The organism is Pseudogracilibacillus sp. SE30717A (genome assembly GCF_037071985.1).
Lineage (GTDB): Bacteria > Bacillota > Bacilli > Bacillales > Amphibacillaceae > Pseudogracilibacillus.
On the sequence record NZ_JAXHDF010000011.1, the window covers coordinates 42,382 to 63,320 of the forward strand.

A 20,939-nucleotide genomic window follows, 5' to 3' on the forward strand; every position below is an offset into this window, starting at 1 on the left:
AATAAAGCCCTTTCATACATAAGGACATGAATATTTCATATATAATTGATAAAATAGATAACAAAATGTAAAACATATAAGAGGTGATTTTTATGGGAATAGATTTAAGTCAATTTATTCGAAATAAAGCATTTTTAGACAAAGTCGTAACAGCTGAAGAAGCTGCTTCTTGGATTAAAGATGGAATGAACTTAGGTATGAGTGGATTCACATTATTTGGTGAGCCGAAGGAGTTTCCTCTTGCTTTATCTGAGCGCGGAAAAAACGAAAACTTTAAAGTTAATTTATATACTGGAGCTTCTTTAGGCCCAACAGCAGACCAATCTATGGCAGAAGCTGATATTATCAATTTGCGTGTACCTTATCAAGGAAACCCTGTGATGCGTGGTAAGATTAATAATGGCGAAATGTTCTACATTGACCAGCATTTATCTCACACAGCAGAGGAAGTTAGAAAAGGAACTTTAGGAAAAATTGATTACGCTATCATCGAAGCAGCTGCAATAACAGAAGAGGGCTTCATTATCCCTACTGGTTCTGTTGGTAACTCACCAATTTTTGCTGAGAAAGCGGAAAATGTTATTGTAGAACTGAATATTACTGCACCGAAAGAGTATGAAGGTTTACATGATATTTATGTGCTTGAAGAACAAGGAGAGCGTAAGGAAATTCCGTTATATAATGCTGGAGACCGTATCGGTGAAGTAGGTATAAAAGTAGATCCAGATAAAGTAAAGGGAATTGTTTTATCTGAACAGCCTGATATTCCATCTCCTCTATTTGAACCAAACGAGGAAACACAGACAATTGCGGATAATTTACTAGACTTTTTCGCAGAAGAAGTAGAGTCAGGACGTTTAACTAAATCATTAGCACCAATTCAATCAGGTGTTGGATCTGTAGCAAACGCAGTTCTTAATGGTATGAGAAATTCACAATTTAAGGACCTTGAGATCTATTCTGAAGTTTTACAAGATGGGATTTTTGACCTAATCGATGCTGGGGTTGTAAAATTTGCTTCTGCAACAGCATTCTCTCTTTCAAAGAAACGTGTTGAATCTTTAGGAGAAGATTTAGCTAAATATAAAGATAAAATTGTGTTTAGACCACAAGAGATTTCTAACCATCCGGAGATGATTCGTCGTTTAGGTATCATTTCATTTAACACACCTATCGAGGTTGATATTTACGGAAATGTAAACTCTACTCATGTAAGCGGAACTCGCGTCATGAACGGAATTGGTGGATCTGGTGACTTTGCTCGTAACGCAAGAATTACAATCTTTGTTACGTCGTCATTAGCAAAAGGTGGAGACATTTCTACAATCGTACCATTTGTATCCCATGTGGATCATACTGAACACGATGTCGATGTTATTGTAACTGAACAAGGTTATGCGGATATTCGAGGACTTGCACCAGTTCAAAGAGCTCAAAAAATCATTGAAAACTGTGCACATCCTAAGTATAAAGATCAACTCCTTGCGTATCTTGAAGAAGCAAAAGAGAAGGTTGGCGGTCATACACCACATATGCTTGACAAAGCATTCTCATGGCATACGCACTTAAAAGAGCATGGTACGATGTTAATGGGAGAAAAAGTATCTAAATAATGTGAAGTTAAAAGAAAAGCTGGGTAACGTAAGTAATTTTCTACAAAGACGAACAATAAGTTAGGTAAGCGTAGGAAATATACGTAGACTCCTACGGGAACAGCAAATGATCTTCGATGGGACGAACGAAAGTGCAGTCCCACGAGTCCGAAGATCCCTGTAGCGACTCAGAATGAGAAGCTATAGAAGCTGAGGCCGTGCCCGTGGTAAAGGAGACACTGTGAAAGCAAGTGGTAGCGTTGCTTGAACAGGTGTATTTGATGGGACGAACCTTGTGCAGTCCCAGATGTCGCTCTTATGCCTGTGGTGAAAGCGAAGTATATTTCCGAAGCTTTAAAAAATCTAACATGTTCGTCTTTTCTTTGATAAAAATACTTTGTCCAAGCTTTTTTATTATTTCCATTAAATAAGTAGGACTATTTATAAAATATTTCTGTTCTGTTTTACTCAAAGTTTCTTAAAAGATTTGATCACTTAATTTAATAGTGATCAAATACTGTTTGAATATCTTCTATGGTGTTATATTTTAATAAACTTACCATAAGAAGAATTCTTGCTTTTTGTGGTAGTAAATTATCCCCATTAATAAAATTATAGTCTTTATATGAATCGATTGGAACAACACGTCCATTGCCAACTCGACTACTTCTGACAACAAATAATCCATTTTCCGTTGCTCGTTGTAAAGCCTCAATTTCACTTGGTGAAACAAGTCCCGCCCCAGTACCTGCTGTTATTATTCCACGATATTTTTTTCTTTCAGTTATATGATCTATCACATGCCCAGTAGCCCCTGCATAGGAATAAACAATTTCAACATTTGGAAGCTTATCAATTTCTAAAGATGAAAATTCAGAGTTGAATGTATGTTTTCTTGTAGGGTTCCGATAAAACTGGACTTTTTTATCCGGATCGATAAAACCTAGGTACCCAAATTGACCTGATTGAAATGCTTCGAGGCGGTATGTATTTGTTTTTGTTACTTCACGTGCGCCACTTATTTCATCGTTTAGTTGAACGAGAACCCCATTATTATATGCTTCATCACTAGCCGCGACACGAATAGCTTGGAGTAAATTTAAATGAGCATCTGAACTTAATGAAGTAAAAGGACGCTGTGCTCCAACAAATACGATCGGCTTCTCAGTCGGTATGGTAAGGTGAAGAAAATATGCCGATTCTTCCAGAGTATTTGTTCCATGTGTGATGACAACCCCATCAAAACCTTCTTCAAGTAAACAATTCATAACCTTTTTTCTTAATTTAATCCAATGGTCTGCATTTAATGTGGTGCTGCTGACAAGTAAAAAGGATTCAAATGATACATCCGCAAACTGCTTTATTTCAGGTATCGCTTCTAGAAAATTCTCTCCATTATATACGCCGGATTTATAATCTTTTAAATCTAATCTGTCTTTTCCATTACCAGAAATTGTACCGCCCATTTCAATTACTTTTATTTTTTTCACATATGCTCCCCCTTATAAATTGTTATTATATAGAAGTATAAGGGATAAGAAAATAAAAGAAAGCTAAGAATAATGAGTAATTTAATAAAAGATAATAGTAATGGTGTATATTTTATAATCTCTGTAATTAAATTATAGACAAGTCTAGGAAATAAATTAGGAGTATTAAATTCATATTGTATTTATAAAAAATAAAGAGTGTTCAATATACACTCTTTATTTTTTTACCTTGTATGTTAGATGCATCCACGCAACTTTCCTGAAAATCTATTTTCTCACAGCATTGTTTATATTCCTATTGTAGGGGTATAGACAACATTTCGGAAATTTTGTACGCTATGCGAATTTCAACCTAAAAAAAGTTGATTTCCTGTACGCTAAGTTCATAATCGACTTTTTTCGAAAACAAATCCACCTTTATTAACATAGAAGTGGATTTGTTTTTAGATCGATTTATATATTTATCTTTTCTTTTCATTTAAATAATCCTTATAGACTAAAACAGCAACAACAATAAAACTTAGACTAACAATTCGAAAGATCATCTCTAAACTGATCCATTCAGCCATAATACCTAATACAAATGCGCTAACTCCAACACCAACGTCAAAACTTGAATAAAAGGTTGCATTAGCTGCGCCACGTTTTTCTTCACTTACCTTTTGAACCGCCCATGTCTGTAAACATGGCATAACAGTTCCATAACCTGATCCAAATAAAATCGCCGATATAACCAGATGAAAATCATTTGTTGCATAAGACAGCATAACAAGTGACAAAAATCCTAACATAGCTGACACAATGATGATAGACCAAGGTCCTTTTTTGTCATACCATTTTCCAGTAAACGGACGTAATAAAGTGGCAACCGTCGCATTGATAAGGAAGAATAAAAAAATATGCTCTAAACCCTTTTGTTTTCCGAAAAGAACTAAGAAAGTAATAATCGCTCCAAAACCAAGTGTTGTGATGACCGCCAGTAATGCTGGAAACCATGCGTCTTTTTCAAAAATCATATCAAAAAATCGAAATGGTTGCTTCTCTCTCTTTATAGGAGTAGGCGAATGGACGAATTGAAGGGCAATGACTGCCGATAGGCTGAGTATTACGGATGACCAAATTAAAAGGTCAAAGGAAAAAGAGTCATATATAAAGATTCCTAAACTTGGTGCTATGATAGCCCCCACAGTTGTTGAAATAGAGAAATACCCCATTCCTTCTCCTAACCGTTTCTTAGGAATTAAATCGACCGCTATTGTACTATTCGCTGTTGTTGATACGCCCCACGCAATGCCATGAAAAAATCGTAAAAATAGAAATAGCCATACAATATTGAGAAAAGGATAAATAAATGTAACTATCATTAAAATTGCACTTGCACCAATGGCTAGACTTTTCCGTTGGTTATCAATTAAATAGTATCCTACCAAAGGTCTGATTAAGACAGCACCTATAGTAAATAACGTAGTCACTAAACCCACTTGAATGGAAGAAGCATTAAGACTTAACAAATAAGCTGGCAAAATAGGAAGCAACATTTCAAACCCAATAAAAACTAAAAAGTTGCTGATAAATACAAAAAGAAATGATTTATTAAAAATTTTTTGATTGTTCATATATAGATTCCTCGCTTCTAAATTTTTTTCTAACTTAGAAGCGTCTGGAACACTGAAACGTTTTTCAATTGCCTTATGTTTCTAATCAATCGACTCACCCTCTCTAAAACTCATATAAATTTATCAAAATAAAAAAGGCATCTCTAAGATTGCCTCGTTGTATAAAAATAATAGGCATTTCATTACTAGCATCAATTTTTTAAATAATTTTTTATTATATCTTATTTCTCAATTATAATCAACTAACTTTTTTATAAAACTGTATTGTAGATTAAATGACTTTATATGTCTCTCTTTAGAGAGAATACTAAGAGTTAAAGAAATTATCGAATTACAGCTTATTTGAGTTTTTTAACCATTTATTTACATCATCTCTTTTGCATTTTATTAACTAACGATACTATTTAACAAACTGCAACTTTAGTTTAGTACTTATTATGTGCGAGTACATCTGATTTGGTCGCATTATCTGATAAAGGATTTGCTTTATCATACTCTTCATCAAATTGTGCTTTGTTATCCTGTGCCCATTGGTTTGTCATTTCATTTGTACGTGCATCGGCTAATTTTGTAGCACTTGCTAACTTTCCGTCATTATTAAAAGCTTTTCTTACTAGATTTCTTGCTTTAGGATTATGGTCTCAAAGACCAAATAAAATTCTATATTTTGATTTATATATGAGATTATTATATAGCGTTTCATACAATTTTATGTTATATAGACAAAAGCTATAAATATATAATAAATATGTATTTGTAACTTTAAGACTATTAAAATATACTTAAATTACATATATTTCTATGACAGTGGCTTATAAGTTCTCTGATGTGTATATTCCTCCTGATATTCGGTTCATGTAGGATAATATAATGAGAAATATGAATGCGTTGACAATAGAAATTATGAACATGATAGAAACTAGGTTTTAAAATATTATTGTGCATCGATATGAATACTTTATAAACCTATAATGTCAAGTAGTTGGACGTAAGGAGAGGATACATTACCTAAATAAAATAATAAAAATACGAATTCATTTAAAATCTTAAATAAAAACCTACGTTTATAAAAATAATGACCAACGTCTTTAATGTTAAAATGTAAACGCTTAATTAGCGGTATTTTTTGAAGGAGGGTTTTAAGTATGTTTAATGCTGTTTTAGTTAGTGTTATTGTTATGGTTGCTTTAAGTTTACTAAGAATAAATGTTTTATTTGCGTTAATTATTGCAGCGCTTACAGCTGGACTCATGTCTGGAATGAGTGTAGCTGATGCAGCTAATATTATGATTACTGGTATGACCGGTCAAGCGGAAACAGCACTTAGCTATATTTTACTAGGAATTTTTGCTGTAATGATAGGTTTATCGGGAATTACAACGATTCTTGTTAATTTCATGTTAAAAATATTTGGAGAAAAGAAGACATGGCTTGCTTTAACCATCGCTGGTATAGCTTGTTTATCACAAAATGTTATACCTGTTCATATTGCATTTATTCCGATTTTAATACCTCCATTATTAAATCTCTTTGATCGAATAAAATTAGATCGAAGAGCAGTAGCATCTGCTCTTACGTTTGGACTAAAGTTTCCTTATATTACGATACCTGTTGGATTCGGATTAATTTTCCAAGGAATTATCCGAGATGAAATGACTGCAAATGGAATGGAAATTTCCTTAAATCAAGTAACAACCTCTATGCTATTTCCAGGAACAGCGATGGTTGTTGGTTTATTGATTGCGATTTTTATTACGTACCGTAAAGATAGAGTAGCTAAGAAAGCGGAAGCGGTGGAAACAGCGGAAATTGATATTGCTGCTTCGATCGCCGAGAATAAAAATGAGGCATCATGGAATATGTTACACACCTTTACAGCTATAGCAATTATTGCAGCATTGAGTATCCAGCTAATAACAGATTCACTTGTTCTTGGAGCTTTAGCGGGTATCATCGTCATGTTCCTTACACGTGTTGTGAAATTATATCAAGGTGACAAAGTGGTCCATGAAGGAATTGGAATGATGGGGATGATTGCCTTTGTTATGTTAATTGCTTCAGGTTATGCAACAGTTTTAAAAGAAACAGGTGCAGTGGATGAACTTGTTGAGAAAACATTATCACTAACAGGTTCCACGCCATTTGCTGTTGCATTCTTCCTCTTAGCCGTTGGTTTACTTATTACGATGGGAATTGGTACCTCTTTTGGAACGATTCCAATATTAGCAGCTTTATATGTTCCTGTTTTAATAGCAGCTGGATTTTCTCCATTAGCAAGTGCAGCACTTATAGGGACAGCAGCAGCCTTAGGGGACGCAGGATCACCTGCATCTGACTCGACATTAGGGCCAACTGCAGGACTGAATGCTGACGGAAAGCATCATCATATTTGGGATACATGTGTTCCGACATTTTTACACTACAATATACCATTATTTATCTTTGGTTTAATTGCAGCGCTTGTACTTTAAAAAAGAGAATCACCCTTTCTCACTTGAAGAAAGGGTGATTTTTTTGGGCACATTTATAGCGATTCTTGGTGATTATAGTTTTCAATTATAATAGTAATCTATATTGGTTGGTAACTAGAAGGCCCTAGTAGTATAGTAATAAGCTGTCCAGGATCTCTTGTCTACTGTTCAAAAAACTTTTTTGTTTCTTCAATAAACTGGATGATAACTGGAGGTAAATAGCGATTTTTCATGCATGCAATATAAACTGTTCTCGATAAATTTGCATCTGAAATTATTTTCATTGAAAATGCTGATTGGGTATTCGATTTAATATAATTTTCTGGAACGATAGTAATACCAAGTCCTTCTTCCACTAGTGAACATGCAGTTTCAAATCTTTCAATTTCAAAATGAATATTCGGAGACGCGCCAGATTTACGAAATGCATTTAAAATATCTTGACGTGTTTGAAATCCTTCTTGGCAAATAATGAGCTCATCATCTTTTATATCATGGATTGAAATCGTTGGAGCACTCTCTAGATGATGCCCTTTAGGAAGTAATGCGACTAAGTTTTCTTTATAGATCGGTACAGTATCAATTTCATCATTTTCAAAAAGTTGATTTGTAATAGCGAGGTGAATTTTATAATTTTGTAAAGCTATTTCAACTTGTTTTAGACCAAGTACCTCACGCAGTTTAATATTGACATCAGGGTTTACCTCGCGATAAGATGCAATTACTTTTGGCAACCAAAATTTAACAGACTCAATTAAACCGATTTTTAATTCTAATGGACCTTCTTTTTTTAAACGTGTCATCTCCTTATGAACTTGCTCAAAATGATTGAGCAATTTTTTTGCTTCTTTATATAAAATTTCACCTTCAATCGTTAAGGAGATTTTTCTCGTATTTCTTTCAATTAAGGTGAGACCAACATTTTCTTCTAATTTTTTGATTGCTGAACTTAAAGAAGGTTGTGAAATATGTAGTTTTTTGGCGGCATTTGTAAAAGTCCCTTGATCGATTAATGTAGTGAAATATAATAATAATCTATTATCCATCTGAAATCACCTATCCTTAAAATAGGAAATATTAAAATATTGAACATTACTCATTAATTAAATGAATAGTAGTACGTACTCCATTATATCATGACTTTTAAATTACTAGCATACATGGCGAAATCGATGGATGATAAAATAATGCGCTTCAGAGATTGAGTGTGAATAAAAGGTAAATTATGTAATCTGTCACAGATGGAAATTATAACAAGAGTTCTGGTTAGTATTTTAATATAATTTATAATTTTTAACTATAAATTTATAGGAAAATTGTATTTGTATTAATAAATAGGATGAAATAAAATAAATATGTAAGTGTTATAGTTTGTAGGAGTGATGCATTTGTATTATCAATGGACAGGAAGAGTAGACGAGAATGCAAAGGGAAAGCGCATTCATCAAGTAGTACAAAATACAGATATAAATGACTTGAAAAAAAGAAGTCAGAAATGTCTTGGTCTAGTTGGATTTGAATGTGATGAAGGTGTAAAAAGAAATAAAGGAAGAATAGGTGCTTCACAAGCTCCAAATGAAATAAGAAGATTACTTGCAAGCTTACCTTATCATTTTGTTGATATGGAAATTATAGATATAGGAAATGTACAATGTATTGATAATGATTTAGAAGAAGCACAAGCTCAATTAGGTAAGAAGGTGGCCCAGCTTGTAAAAAATAATTATATCCCGATTATTTTAGGTGGAGGCCATGAAACATTTTATGGTCATTATTTGGGGGCTAGGGGAGCATTAGGTCATGATAAAAAAATCGGTATGATCAATTTAGATGCTCATTTCGATTTAAGAAATGACGACATACCTTCTTCCGGTACAATGTTTCGTCAAATTTTAGAAAACGATAAAAACACAGAATATTTATGTATAGGGATACAAGAATTAGGGAATACGGAGCAACTCTTTTTAACTGCTAAAGATCACGATGTAAAATATATAATGGAAAAGGATATTCATCCATTACAGCAAACATTTGCAAAAATTGATGAGTTTGCTAATGAACAAGATTATGTGATCTACACCGTTTGTACGGATGTTATTAACCAAGCATATGCTCCAGGTGTAAGTGCTCCTGCTCCTTTTGGTCTAGATCCAAAAACAGTAAGAGCAATTACAGAACATGTCGTAAAACAAGAAAACTTTTTAAGTATTGATATATCAGAAGTAAATCCGCAGTATGATGTTGCAGAAAAAACGGTTAGGCTAATTAGCTATCTCATTGCAGAAACTTTTATGCACATAAATAGCTCGAAGCGCTAAAACTAACGGCTTAATAATAAGGTTTGGTTTGAATAATGTTTTTTAGTAATGTCGTCTACTTATCAAATACGAAGAATTAAGTTACTAACTAACGAAAAAACTATAAATAAAGGTTAAACATATTTGAAGAGGGGGCATCTAGATGATCAAACTAACAGGGGAAACATTAACGATAAATCAATTAAAAGAAATTTTATATGACAACAGAAAAGTCGAGATTGCAGAGGAAAGCTTAGCTAAAGTGCAAGCAAGCAGGGCGGCTGTTGAAAAAATTGTTAAAGGTAATGAAACTGTTTATGGGATTAATACTGGATTTGGTAAATTTAGCTCAGTAAAAATTGCGGAGGGAAATGTAACTGAATTACAGTTGAATTTAATTCGCTCTCATGCTTGCGGTGTAGGGGATCCTTTTCCAAGTGTCGTGTCAAAAGCGATGATGGTGTTAAGGTTAAATGCTCTAGTGAAAGGATTTTCAGGAATTAGAGTAGAAGTCGTACAATTATTGGTCGAATTAATTAATCGGAATATTATTCCTGTAGTTCCACAACAAGGTTCGTTAGGAGCTTCAGGTGACTTAGCTCCACTTGCACATTTAGCATTAGTTTTAATCGGAGAAGGTTCTGTATTTGACAATTCAGGTGAAATCGTTCCTTCAGCAGAAGTATTCGAAAGACATAAAATTGCCCCAGTTATTTTGCAAGCAAAAGAAGGTTTAGCACTAATCAACGGCACACAAACAATGACAGCAATGGGTGTCGTCAATTATATAGAAGCAGAAAAATTAGCTTTAGATAGTGAATGGATTGCTGGAATGACTTTTGAATCACTTGAAGGTGTTATTGATGCCTTTTTACCAGAAACTCATGAAGTTCGTGGTTATCCACAACAAATTGACGTAGCAAAAAGAATGGTAGATTGGTTAGAAGGTAGCGAGTTAACGACAAGACAAAACGAAAAAAGAGTCCAAGACGCTTATTCATTAAGATGTATTCCGCAAGTACATGGTGCTTCTTGGCAAGTGCTAGATTATGTAAAAGAAAAATTAGAAATCGAAATCAATGCTGCTACAGACAACCCACTTATTTTTGAAAATGGGGATACGGTAATTTCTGGTGGGAATTTTCATGGACAACCGATTGCATTTGCGATGGATTTCTTAAAAATAGCTGTTGCAGAGCTTGCGAATATTTCTGAACGCCGAATTGAACGTTTAGTTAATTCACAGTTAAACGAAGATTTACCATCATTTTTAAGTCCTGAACCTGGATTACAATCTGGAGCAATGATTATGCAATATGTTGCAGCATCCTTAGTTTCAGAAAATAAGACACTCGCACATCCCGCAAGTGTAGATTCGATTCCTTCTTCCGCTAATCAGGAAGACCATGTAAGTATGGGAACAACAGGGTCTAGACATGCATCATCCATTATTCAAAATAGCCGAAGAGTGTTAACGATTGAAGCGATTTGTGCGATGCAGGCTCTCGAATACAAAGGAGTAGAAAAAGCTTCACCAAAAATAAGACAGCAATGGGCGTTAGTAAATGACGTTGTTCCAAGTTTAACAGAGGATAGAATTTTCCATAAGGATATGGAAAGATTAAATGATTATTTAAAAGAAATAAAAATTTAGTGTTGGGGAGGTAATAGGATGTCAAACGTTTTATATATTAAAAATGCAGCAGAGTTAATCACTGTTAGTGGTCATTCTAGTAAGCCAGCAAAAAAAGAAGCGATGAGCGAGATAGGGATAATTGAAAACGGAAGTGTTTTATCAAAAGATGGTAAAATTATCGCGGTAGGAAATGATGAGGAAATTAGAAAAGAGCATCAAGTACTTATTGATGAGGCACAGGTGGTGGATGCGACAGGTAGAGTTGTTACACCTGGATTAATTGATCCACATACACATATTGTTTATGCAGGGACACGTGAAAATGAATACGCCATGAGATTACAAGGTAAAACATATATGGAAATTATGAATGCTGGTGGCGGAATCCATGCGACGACGAGAGCAACACAGCAAGCGACTTTTGATGAATTATATGAACAAACAAACGTTCGTTTAGATAAAATGCTATTAAATGGAATTACGACAATCGAAGCGAAAAGTGGTTACGGTCTGACGACAGAGCATGAGTTAAAACAGTTGGAAGTTGCTAAAAAATTGAATGAAGACCATCAAATTGAATTGATATCTACATTTATGGGAGCACATGCCGTTCCGATGGATTATAAAGACAATCCGGAAGAATTTATTGATATCGTCATTAATGAAATGCTTCCAGAAGTAGCTGAGAAAAATTTAGCTGTATTTAATGATGTATTTTGTGAAGCAGGTGTATTTACGCCTGAACAATCCTATCGTATTTTAGAAGCTGGTAAAAAATACGGGTTAAAACCTAAGATCCACGCAGATGAGATTGAATCATACGGTGGGGCTGAAACAGCAGCTAAAGTTAAAGCCGTTTCAGCTGAACATTTATTAAGAGCGTCTGATAAAGGAATTCAAATGATGGCGGAAAACGATGTTATTGGAGTTTTACTACCGGGAACAGCCTTCTTCTTAATGGCAGATTATGCGGAAGCGAGAAAAATGATTGACTCAGGTATGGCTGTTGCCTTATCAACTGATGCAAACCCTGGTTCTTCTCCGACATTATCTTTACAGTTTATTATGAATTTGGGTTGTTTGGAAATGGGAATGACTCCGGAAGAGGTAATTACAGCGACCACAATAAATGCTGCACATGCGATCGATGCTGCGGACCGAATTGGAAGCATTGAGGTTGGTAAGGATGCAGATTTTACAATGTTTGATGTGAAAAATCATCTTATGCTTTCATACCAATATGGAATGAACCATGCACATACAGTTGTTAAAAGAGGTAAAGTAGTCGTTTCAGAAGGACATATTTCACGTTAATGTGAAGCCGATGACAAAAGGATATTTAATCTAGTTATTTATTAAACTAAAAGGAGAAATGTGAAATGAACGGTTTGAAAGTTACTAATATTCGTGCTCCGCGGGGAAATGAATTAACTTGTAAAGGATGGGTTCAAGAAGCAGCGATGCGCATGTTAATGAACAATCTTGACCCCGAAGTTGCAGAAAATCCAGATGATCTCGTTGTTTATGGTGGAATTGGTAAAGCCGCTAGAAACTGGGAGAGTTATCATGCAATTATCCATGAGTTGAAAGAATTAGAAAACGATGAAACGTTGTTAATTCAATCAGGAAAACCAGTAGGAAAATTCCGTACACATGAAAATTCTCCTCGAGTATTAATTGCAAACTCCAATTTAGTCCCTGCTTATGCAAATTGGGAACATTTTAATAAATTAGATCAAGAAGGCTTAATGATGTATGGCCAAATGACAGCGGGAAGCTGGATTTATATTGGAGCACAAGGGATTCTCCAAGGTACGTATTTAAGTTTTGTTGAGGCTGGAAAGAAAGTTTTTGGAAGTCCTGATCTGACCGGAAAATTTATCTTAACTGGTGGAATGGGTGGTATGAGTGGTGCTCAACCACTAGCTGGAAAAATGGCAAAGGCAGTAATTCTCGTAGTTGAAGTTGATCGTAAGCGAATTGAAAGAAAGATTAAAGAAGGCTACTGTGATTATATTTGTGAAGATTTAGATGAAGCGTTAGATAAAGTAAAAGAATTAACCGAAAAAGGTGAGCCAGCTTCGATTGGGTTAGTAGGAAATTGTGCAGATGTTTTCCAAGAAATTCATGACCGTGGTATTATTCCAGATATCGTTACAGACCAAACGAGTGCACATGACCCGAGAAACGGATATGTTCCAAATGGAATGACGTATGAAGAGGCATTAAAATTAAGAGAAGAAGATCCAGATAAATATGAGCAATTGTCTTTAGAAACGATCGCGAAACATGTTCGCGCAATGTTAGCTTTACAAGAAGCTGGCGCAGAAACATTTGATTATGGTAATAATATTCGTCATTATGCAAAAGAGCAGGGTGTCGAAAATGCATTTGATTTCCCTGGATTTGTTCCTGCATACTTACGTCCATTATTCTGTGAAGGAAACGGCCCTTTCCGCTGGGCAGCATTGTCAGGTGACCCAGAAGATATTTACAAAACCGATCAGTTAGCAAAAGAAATGTTTAAAGAAAATGAAGCCTTAGTTAACTGGATTGATATGGCGCAAAAAATGGTTGAGTGGCAAGGGCTTCCAGCAAGAATTTGTTGGTTAGGCTATGGAGAGCGTCATAAATTTGCTTTAAAAGTGAATGAAATGGTTGCAAACGGAGAACTAAGTGCGCCAATTGTCTTTGGTCGGGATCACCTCGATAGCGGATCTGTTGCTTCACCAAACCGTGAAACAGAATCAATGAAAGATGGTTCTGATGCAGTAGCAGATTGGCCGATACTAAATGCATTAGTAAATACAGCTGGTGGCGCAAGTTGGGTAAGTTTACATCATGGCGGTGGAGTTGGAATGGGCTACTCCATTCATGCTGGCCAAGTATTAGTTGCTGACGGAACGAAAGAAGCAGCTGAGAAAATTGAACGTGTTCTTGTTTCTGATCCTGGAATGGGAGTTATCCGACATGCCGATGCTGGATATGCAAGAGCAATTGAAGTAGCTGAAGAACGCGGCGTTCATATTCCAATGAAGAAGTAATGTGATTGTGAAAGAACTGGCGACTTTAAAAAATGCTCTAAAACAAAAGAGGTTGGGATATAAATAAAACTAGCAACAGAAAAGGCGAACAATATGTTTGTTTAGCGTAGGAAATATACGTAGACTCTTCGTCGGCTAAAGGCGGTCACGTCCTGTGACCAACGCCGACACTAGGCCGTCCTGTCCGTCGCGGGAGAAGCACGAGTCCGAAGATCCCTGTAGTGACTCGAAACGAGGAGCTACAGAAGCTGAGGCCGTGCCCGAGGAAAGCGAAGTATATTTCCGAAGCTATCATACCTCCACGTATCGTTCGTCTTTTCTTTAATAAAAAAATACTTTTGTCCCAACCTCAATATGGATTATTTTCTTAATACTCTTTTCAGTGCAAGTTCATGAGCTTCAACCGTTTTATCAATATCTTCTAATGTATGGACTACTGACATGGAGTATCGGTTTAATGGTTTTAAATAAATTCCTAAGTTCAATAACTCCGTATCGAGTTTTTCACGAAAAGCTGTATCAGATTTCCACATATCACGATAATTTTTTATCGTTTCATTTGTAAAGACGATATTAAAGATACTTCCCATCCCAATCGTTTGCATATCAATGCAATAAGAGGCATAAAGTTTTTCTAAGCGTGTTCGTAGTAACATTGTCTTTGATATGACATCCTTTAATAATTGATCAGTTTCTAACATGTGGATTGTTTCCATGCCTGCTGCTAAAACTAATGGATGACCGTTATAGGTTCCACTATGAAAAACAATATTTTTTGTTTTTTTACTATCCCCTCCAACGGCAAATACATCTCCGTTCGCGTTGGCAGCACTTTGCATCATAATTTCTTTACGACCACCTACTGCTCCAACAGGAAAACCGCCACCTAATACTTTACCGAGTGTAGTAATATCTGGTTTTATATTAAATATCTGTTGAGCTCCTCCAAGGTCAACTCTAAATCCGGTTTTTACTTCATCGAAAATAAGGACGATATTTAGTTCGTCTGTTAATTGTTTTAATCCATGAATAAACGATTCTTCTGCTGGAATAAATCCACCTTGAACAGGCTCTAAAATAATCGCAGCTAGTTCGTGTGCGTGTTTTCTTACTATGGATTCTGTTGCTTGTAAATTATTAAATGGTAGAACGAGCGTGTTATCAAGTTCATTTTCCGCTATGCCACTTGATTCTAGGACTGGATTTGGCGCTGTTTCCTCACCGGCATTCTTTTTACTTGGATTTACACTAACGAGGACTTGATTCAAGCCGCCGTGATAATGCCCTTCAAATTTCGCGATCCTTGACTTTTTTGTATAGGCTACAGCTAAGCGTATTGCTAGTAAAACTGCTTCAGTCCCTGAATTAGTGAATCTAATCTGTTCCATGCTAGGATAAAGCTTAGTTATTTTTTCGGCCATCGTTATTTCTAATTCATGAGGTGTACCAAAAATAATTGTTCCGGTCTCTTTTAAATGGTTTATCGTTGCATTAACGATCCGTGGATGGCCATGCCCGGTAATGAGCGCTCCGTAACATAATGAATAATCAATATATTCCATACCATCTACATCAATCAATTTGCTCCCTTTACCCTCTTTCATAAAAATAGGGTACGGATAAAAATGCTTAATATTTGCGGTAACGCCTCCAGGGATAACTGTTTCTGCATGTTGAAATAATTTAGAAGATGCTATTTTTTCGTACGTAGTAACATCTCCTTTTACTTTTACCATTCATATCGCCTCACATATTATTTTTCGCACGAAGAATGTGCGAGAGAATAACTATGTATTCATTTTCCTAATTTAGAAAAAGAAATACTAGTTATATTAGTCTTAGTATATGCGAGATAAAGTATTTATGCAATATAAATTTCATTAAAGTAAAATTGTGAATAATATATTTCATGAAAGGTAATATTTTTATTACTCAACTTTCGCCGGGTGAAAAGGATAAAATAACCCCTGATTTGTATTAGAATGTTTAGAGATTCACTTCCTTAGTTGTTTTTTAATTAACTGGTTGCTTGAAAATACAACTTTATTCTAAGATATTTAATCATTGCCTTTGATAGATACTGTGCAGTAACTGCATCAACTTAGAAGTCGCTTCGAAAAAATACTTCGCTTTCCGCAGGCACGGCCTCGGCTTCTGAGGAAGCTGAAGCGTTGCCCGCGGTAAAGGAGACACAGTGAAAGCAAGTGGTAGCGTTGCTTGAACTGATGTCGTTCTTATGCCTGTGGTGAAAGCGATTGTCCGTAGCGAAAATCAACGATGTAGTTTCTAGGTTTGGAAGAGGGAACTTACGTCGCTGTTCACTTTTTTGTATAAAACAGCTTTTATCATGATAAGGTTGTCAAGATATCAAATGGAAGCAATTCTGAGTACGTCGACATATTTGTTCACACTCACTTTGTTGGTGAGAAAGTTGAGTTTTACTTTTTAACAAATACATCGTAACGATCCCATAATTGCTCGAAACTTTGCAGCCTTTCTCCCATGTTAATTTCTTTTTTATGTGCGATATATGCAATTAACGTATTTATTACACTGAGGGGAGCTACAAAGGAATCTAAAAAAGACTGCATACTGCTGGATGCAAATAAGGATATAGTTGCATACGCGGTAATAGGTGAGGAGAAATGATCGGTTAACGCAATAATTGTTGCATTTTTTTCCGCGGCATATGAAACGGCGTTAAGAGTGCTTTTTGTGTAGCGAGCGTAACTGATTCCGATAACGACATCCTTTTCGTTCACATTATAAATTTGGTCAAATGCAGCTTCTGTCGTATGAACCAGTTCGCTTTTCCCGAAAATGATATTAAAGTAATATTGCAAAAATGTACCTAATGATAAAGCACTTCTATTCGCTATAATATAAATTCGCTCTGCATCAAGAATATATGTAGCAGCTCGTTCAAAATCATCGATGTTTAAATGTTGCATCGTAGATTGGATGTTTTTAATATCCTCATTAAAATTATCATAAATCGCCCTTTCCGATTCACTATAAGCGGAACGGGACATGGCTAATCGTTCGACCGTATTTAATTGTTTTTCAATAGCTACTGCTAATTGTTTTTGTAAATCGTTAAATCCATTAAATCCTAAAAACGTTGCAAAACGAACGATTGTTGCTTCGCTTACACCGGTTAACTCAGCTAGCTTGGCTCCAGTTGTAAATGGTATGGAATGGGGGTGTTCTAAAATATAATCAGCAATTTTATGTTGTGATTTGCTCATCCGATCCCGAGCAGAACTAATTGTTTTATATATCGTTGGTTTACTCATAGAGAACTCCTTTCAATATTGCTTGAATCCATCGTAGAATGTCTTCGTATACTTCTTCTTTATTTATTTCGTTTAAAAGTTCATGTCTTCCGTTTTCATATAATTTAAATGAGACGGACTCATACCCGTGCTGCACGTACATATCATAGACGGCTTCTACATCAATTCCGTTTGCCCCGACAGGATCTTTATCTCCTGAAACAAGAAAGATTGGTAATGATTTTGGAGTCTTTTCTAACTCATCTGCTTTATGAATTTTTTCGATACCTTCCAGCAGATCAATATAAAAACCCGTAGTACAGATAAACCCGCATTTAGGATCGTTTATATATGTATCGACGACTTCAGGATTTCCAGATAAAAAATCAAATTCTGTCCGAGTAGGGGTGAAAGTTTTATTAAAATTCCCGAAAGTAAGTTTATTTAATAATGGACTCGGTGTACGAGGGCCTTTTCTTTTTCGTTCCCATTTGGCAAGAAGAATTCCAGCTTTACCGAGGATTCCTTTGCTGCCTCCTGTTCCTGATAAGATAACTCCTTCAATTTCTGAACCAAATAATTGAATATACCTTCTAGCTAAAAAAGAACCCATACTATGACCGAATAAAAATATTGGGATATCTGGGTGTTCCTCTTCAATTATAGAGGTTAGCTGTTTCATATCTGAAACTACTTTTTCAAATCCATCTCTATCCGCAAAAAATCCTTTATCGTCAGGAGCTTGAATAGTGCCTCCATGTCCACGATGATCGTTTCCGTAAACAATAAACCCGTGTTTGTTTAAAAATGTACAAAAATCTTCGTAACGCAAAATATGTTCTGCCATCCCATGAGAAATTTGTACAATGCCTTGAATAGCTTCTTTTTCTTCATTTTCCCATCGATATGCATTAATTCGCGTACTATCTGCCGCATAAAAATAAAATTGCGTACGTTTCATATTCTCCACCCTCTATATGAATTTTATCTCTTATATTAATGTATCATAACCGGTTCAGAATCATAACTAAACATGTCAAAGCAGATTATACAGTTTTATGCATGGTTTATGTATAAGTTTAGGCTAGTGGATTTTCGGGTACCTATGTAAACACTACAGTTCTTTGTTAAAAAATATTTTAAAAACTTATATTTATACCATTGATTTTATTTTTATACAGTATATAATAAGAATTATTAAATATTTAGGAGTGGATGAATAATGAAAATAGCGATTATAGGAGCAACCGGCTACGGAGGGGCAGAATTAGTGCGAATTTTGCGCCAGCATCCGCGCGTATCCATTCACTCTGTTCATGCATCAAGTTTGCATGGAGAGCCTTTATCGGGAAGCTTTCCACATATGCAAACAATAGTTGACGATAAACTTCAACCTGTCGATGTGGAAAAAATGGCGCAAGAAATTGAGCTTGTTTTTATGGCAACACCTTCGGGAGTGGCGATGAAATTAGCTCCGCAATTTATTGCTCAAGGGGTAAAGGTTATTGATTTATCAGGAGATTATCGGATTACTAATCAAGATGTTTTTGAAAAATGGTACGGAATGAATTCAGCTGACAAGGAATTATTACAATCCGCAGTATATGGTCTGACAGAATGGATTGATGAGGATATTTCCGAAACTAAACTTATTTCAAACCCAGGTTGCTATCCTACGTCTGTATTATTAGGTTTAGCTCCACTTATTAAAAATCATTTAATTGATGAGAAAACAATTATTATTGATGCAAAGACAGGGGTTAGTGGCGCAGGAAAAGGTTTATCAGCCGCAACTCATTTTGCAGAAACAAACGATAATTTTAAAATATACAAAGTTAACCAACATCAACATACACCTGAAATTGAACAAATGCTACATCGCTGGAATAATCAAGTTGGTGCTGTGACATTTACAACACATCTAGCACCAATGACAAGAGGAATTATGGCGACGATGTATGCAACGGTGAAAGAAGAAACAACTACGAAAGAACTGCTAGATGTTTTTAAGGACAGTTACAAAGATAACTACTTTGTCCGCATTCGACAAGAAGGCGAGTTTCCGAGTACAAAAGAGGTTTACGGATCTAATTTTTGTGACATTTCATTAGCATATGATGAACGAACAAACCGGGTTACCGTCGTTTCAGTGATTGATAATCTAGTCAAAGGTGCTTCAGGTCAAGCGGTTCAAAATATGAATAAACTGTTAGGTATTGATGAAAAAACAGGAATTGACTTTATGCCAATTTTCCCATAAACAATTGGAGGATAGGAGAATGACCATGAGTAAAGTGAAAACAAAAATAAAACAGGTAGAGACGGGTTCCATCGTTACTCCAATCGGCTTTCAAGTTGCCGGATTACATTCGGGAGTTAAAAGAAAACGGAATGATTTAGGAGTTGTATATTCTGAAAAACCTGCAAATGCAGCAGCAGTTTATACATTAAATAAAATCCAAGCTGCACCTCTAGGAGTGACAAAGGAAAGTATTGCTTCTGAACAAAAAATTCAAGCAGTCATTATTAATAGTGGTAATGCAAATGCTTGTACAGGGAAACAAGGAATGACCGATGCGTATGAAATGCGAAAAACAACTGCTGAAAAATTTCAAGTACCTGAACAGTATGTTGCAGTAGCATCAACAGGAATTATTGGTCTTGACATGCCGATGGATAAAATTATCCCTCATATTGATCAACTTTCAATCGGCTCCACCGCTCAACATGCAGCTGATTTTGGTGAATCGATTTTAACGACAGATACTTTTGCCAAATCAACTTGTTTTGAAGCGGAGATTGATGGAAAAAAAGTTTCTATGGCAGGAGCGGCAAAAGGTTCGGGAATGATTGAACCAAATATGGGAACGATGCTTGGGTTTATTACAACGGATATTGATGTGGACGCCGCATCCCTTGACAAGGCATTAAAACAAGTCGTCGATCAGACGTTTAATTGCATTACTGTAGATGGTGATACATCAACAAATGATATGGTTTTAGTTTTAGCTAATGGGTTAGCGGGTAATACGACCTTAACTCCTGAACACAATGATTGGGATACATTTATTGAATTATTAACGAATACGTGTGAAAAATTAGCGAAACAAATTGCTCGAGATGGGGAAGGTGCAACAAAACTTATCGAAGTTGATGTGCAAGGGGCAGCAACAGATGAAGATGCAAAGAAAATTGCTAAATCAATTGTTGGATCTTCGCTCGTTAAAACAGCGGTCTTTGGAACAGATGCTAATTGGGGTCGAATTATTGCCGCGGTCGGTTATAGCGGAGCTGAAGTGAATCCAAATACGATTGATACGTCGATCGGTACGATGCAGTTACTGAAGGATAGTGAACCAACTGGCTTTTCTGAAGAAGCTGCTACTGCTTATTTACAAAACGATACGATTAAAATTACGGTTGATTTGAAAATAGGCGATGGAAAAGGAAAAGCATGGGGATGCGATCTTACCTATGATTATGTCAGAATTAATGCAAGTTACCGTTCGTGAGAGGAG

At 35.6% G+C, this 20,939-nt stretch carries 14 protein-coding genes; 8 read left to right on the forward strand and 6 right to left on the reverse strand.

Annotated elements, in window-relative coordinates; genetic code table 11:
• Positions 1-92: 92 nt before the first annotated feature.
• Positions 93-1,613, forward strand: a complete 1,521-nt coding sequence (locus SPD48_RS16630; protein WP_336259247.1) for a succinate CoA transferase — start codon at positions 93-95, stop codon at positions 1,611-1,613.
• A 479-nt stretch (positions 1,614-2,092) separates the two neighbouring features.
• On the opposite strand, the gene SPD48_RS16635 is transcribed toward SPD48_RS16630, so the two are convergent.
• Together SPD48_RS16635 and SPD48_RS16640 are read right to left on the reverse strand one after the other, a co-directional pair.
• Entirely contained in the window at positions 2,093-3,082 is a 990-nt protein-coding gene (locus tag SPD48_RS16635) for an asparaginase (RefSeq protein ID WP_336259248.1), read from the reverse strand.
• Between the two features lie 461 nt (positions 3,083-3,543).
• The gene (locus tag SPD48_RS16640; RefSeq protein ID WP_336259249.1) at positions 3,544-4,698 is read right to left on the reverse strand and encodes an MFS transporter; all 1,155 of its coding nucleotides are present in this window, start codon (positions 4,696-4,698) and stop codon (positions 3,544-3,546) included.
• A gap of 1,145 nt (positions 4,699-5,843) precedes the next feature.
• On the opposite strand from SPD48_RS16640, the gene SPD48_RS16645 reads away from it, so the two are divergent.
• A complete protein-coding gene (locus SPD48_RS16645; protein ID WP_336259250.1) occupies positions 5,844-7,169 on the forward strand; it encodes a Na+/H+ antiporter family protein in 1,326 nt (441 codons plus the stop codon).
• Between the two features lie 161 nt (positions 7,170-7,330).
• Here SPD48_RS16645 and SPD48_RS16650 read toward each other — a convergent pair whose 3' ends face one another.
• A complete protein-coding gene (locus tag SPD48_RS16650) occupies positions 7,331-8,215 on the reverse strand; it encodes a LysR family transcriptional regulator (protein ID WP_336259251.1) in 885 nt (294 codons plus the stop codon).
• A 342-nt stretch (positions 8,216-8,557) separates the two neighbouring features.
• Between SPD48_RS16650 and hutG the strand changes: the two genes are divergently transcribed.
• From hutG to hutU, 4 genes are all read left to right on the forward strand, one after another.
• Positions 8,558-9,487 (forward strand): formimidoylglutamase, encoded by a 930-nt coding sequence (gene hutG, locus SPD48_RS16655; protein ID WP_336259252.1) that lies wholly within the window; start codon positions 8,558-8,560, stop codon positions 9,485-9,487.
• A 142-nt stretch (positions 9,488-9,629) separates the two neighbouring features.
• Positions 9,630-11,120 carry a histidine ammonia-lyase gene (hutH, locus tag SPD48_RS16660; protein ID WP_336259253.1) on the forward strand — a complete coding sequence of 497 codons (1,491 nt, stop codon included), beginning with the start codon at positions 9,630-9,632 and terminating at the stop codon, positions 11,118-11,120.
• 18 nt (positions 11,121-11,138) lie between these two features.
• Entirely contained in the window at positions 11,139-12,416 is a 1,278-nt protein-coding gene (gene hutI / locus SPD48_RS16665) for an imidazolonepropionase (RefSeq protein ID WP_336259254.1), read from the forward strand.
• Positions 12,417-12,481: 65 nt separating this feature from the next.
• On the forward strand, positions 12,482-14,146 hold the full coding sequence (gene hutU, locus SPD48_RS16670; protein WP_336259255.1) for a urocanate hydratase: 1,665 nt from the start codon (positions 12,482-12,484) through the stop codon (positions 14,144-14,146).
• A 359-nt stretch (positions 14,147-14,505) separates the two neighbouring features.
• On the opposite strand, the gene SPD48_RS16675 is transcribed toward hutU, so the two are convergent.
• The 3 genes from SPD48_RS16675 to SPD48_RS16685 form a co-directional block, all read right to left on the reverse strand.
• Positions 14,506-15,882, reverse strand: a complete 1,377-nt coding sequence (locus SPD48_RS16675) for an aspartate aminotransferase family protein (RefSeq protein WP_336259256.1) — start codon at positions 15,880-15,882, stop codon at positions 14,506-14,508.
• 702 nt (positions 15,883-16,584) lie between these two features.
• The gene (locus tag SPD48_RS16680; RefSeq protein ID WP_336259257.1) at positions 16,585-17,442 is read right to left on the reverse strand and encodes a MurR/RpiR family transcriptional regulator; all 858 of its coding nucleotides are present in this window, start codon (positions 17,440-17,442) and stop codon (positions 16,585-16,587) included.
• Complete coding sequence (locus SPD48_RS16685; RefSeq protein ID WP_336259258.1) at positions 17,435-18,382, reverse strand: alpha/beta hydrolase; 948 nt, start codon at positions 18,380-18,382, stop codon at positions 17,435-17,437. Before SPD48_RS16685 ends, SPD48_RS16680 begins: the two co-directional genes overlap by 8 nt.
• A 261-nt stretch (positions 18,383-18,643) precedes the next feature.
• Here SPD48_RS16685 and argC point away from each other — a divergent pair, with 261 nt between their 5' ends.
• Complete coding sequence (gene argC / locus SPD48_RS16690) at positions 18,644-19,681, forward strand: N-acetyl-gamma-glutamyl-phosphate reductase (RefSeq protein ID WP_336259259.1); 1,038 nt, start codon at positions 18,644-18,646, stop codon at positions 19,679-19,681.
• 19 nt (positions 19,682-19,700) lie between these two features.
• Positions 19,701-20,933, forward strand: a complete 1,233-nt coding sequence (gene argJ / locus SPD48_RS16695) for a bifunctional ornithine acetyltransferase/N-acetylglutamate synthase (RefSeq protein ID WP_336259260.1) — start codon at positions 19,701-19,703, stop codon at positions 20,931-20,933.
• Positions 20,934-20,939: the final 6 nt, after the last annotated feature.

Excerpts from the sequence above, each read along its gene's own strand:
- hutI (WP_336259254.1), top strand. The coding sequence starts at position 11,139 with ATGTCAAACGTTTTATATATTAAAAATGCAGCAGAGTTAATCACTGTT.
- SPD48_RS16645 (WP_336259250.1), top strand. The coding sequence starts at position 5,844 with ATGTTTAATGCTGTTTTAGTTAGTGTTATTGTTATGGTTGCTTTAAGT.
- argC (WP_336259259.1), top strand. The coding sequence starts at position 18,644 with ATGAAAATAGCGATTATAGGAGCAACCGGCTACGGAGGGGCAGAATTA.
- hutH (WP_336259253.1), top strand. The coding sequence starts at position 9,630 with ATGATCAAACTAACAGGGGAAACATTAACGATAAATCAATTAAAAGAA.
- SPD48_RS16680 (WP_336259257.1), bottom strand. The coding sequence starts at position 17,442 with ATGAGTAAACCAACGATATATAAAACAATTAGTTCTGCTCGGGATCGG.
- SPD48_RS16685 (WP_336259258.1), bottom strand. The coding sequence starts at position 18,382 with ATGAAACGTACGCAATTTTATTTTTATGCGGCAGATAGTACGCGAATT.
- argJ (WP_336259260.1), top strand. The coding sequence starts at position 19,701 with ATGACCATGAGTAAAGTGAAAACAAAAATAAAACAGGTAGAGACGGGT.
- SPD48_RS16640 (WP_336259249.1), bottom strand. The coding sequence starts at position 4,698 with ATGAACAATCAAAAAATTTTTAATAAATCATTTCTTTTTGTATTTATC.
- SPD48_RS16650 (WP_336259251.1), bottom strand. The coding sequence starts at position 8,215 with ATGGATAATAGATTATTATTATATTTCACTACATTAATCGATCAAGGG.
- SPD48_RS16675 (WP_336259256.1), bottom strand. The coding sequence starts at position 15,882 with ATGGTAAAAGTAAAAGGAGATGTTACTACGTACGAAAAAATAGCATCT.
- SPD48_RS16630 (WP_336259247.1), top strand. The coding sequence starts at position 93 with ATGGGAATAGATTTAAGTCAATTTATTCGAAATAAAGCATTTTTAGAC.
- hutU (WP_336259255.1), top strand. The coding sequence starts at position 12,482 with ATGAACGGTTTGAAAGTTACTAATATTCGTGCTCCGCGGGGAAATGAA.